This is a genomic window from Arthrobacter sp. SIMBA_036, assembly GCF_046535135.1.
In the GTDB taxonomy this organism is placed as follows: Bacteria; Actinomycetota; Actinomycetes; order Actinomycetales; family Micrococcaceae; genus Arthrobacter.
The window spans coordinates 1-241 of record NZ_JAWRXG010000417.1; the positions used below are offsets into that span (position 1 = coordinate 1).

The following is a 241-nucleotide window of genomic DNA, read 5'->3' on the forward strand; positions in this document are numbered from 1 at the left end:
GTGGAGGTTCACATCAGTAATATTTACAAAAGAGAGGAATTCCGCCAGAAATCCGTGACCGCAGCTAATAGTGATGCTGTATTGTCTGGATTTGGAATGGATGGATACAGATTAGCGATTTTGAGCTTAAAATCTTAAATAATATATTGACCACAGATTTTCACAAATTCTCACAGATATAATGCAAACACCTGTGCTGGTCTGATAAAATAAATATGTGTCAAATAAAAAAGCCTCATCG

General features: G+C 35.7%; 1 protein-coding gene. It reads left to right on the forward strand.

The genetic code is table 11. The annotated features are described in order from the left end of the window. The gene (locus SB659_RS20370) at nucleotides 1-138 is read left to right on the forward strand and encodes a type II 3-dehydroquinate dehydratase (protein ID WP_410551745.1); all 138 of its coding nucleotides are present in this window, start codon (nucleotides 1-3) and stop codon (nucleotides 136-138) included. Nucleotides 139-241 lie beyond the last annotated feature (103 nt).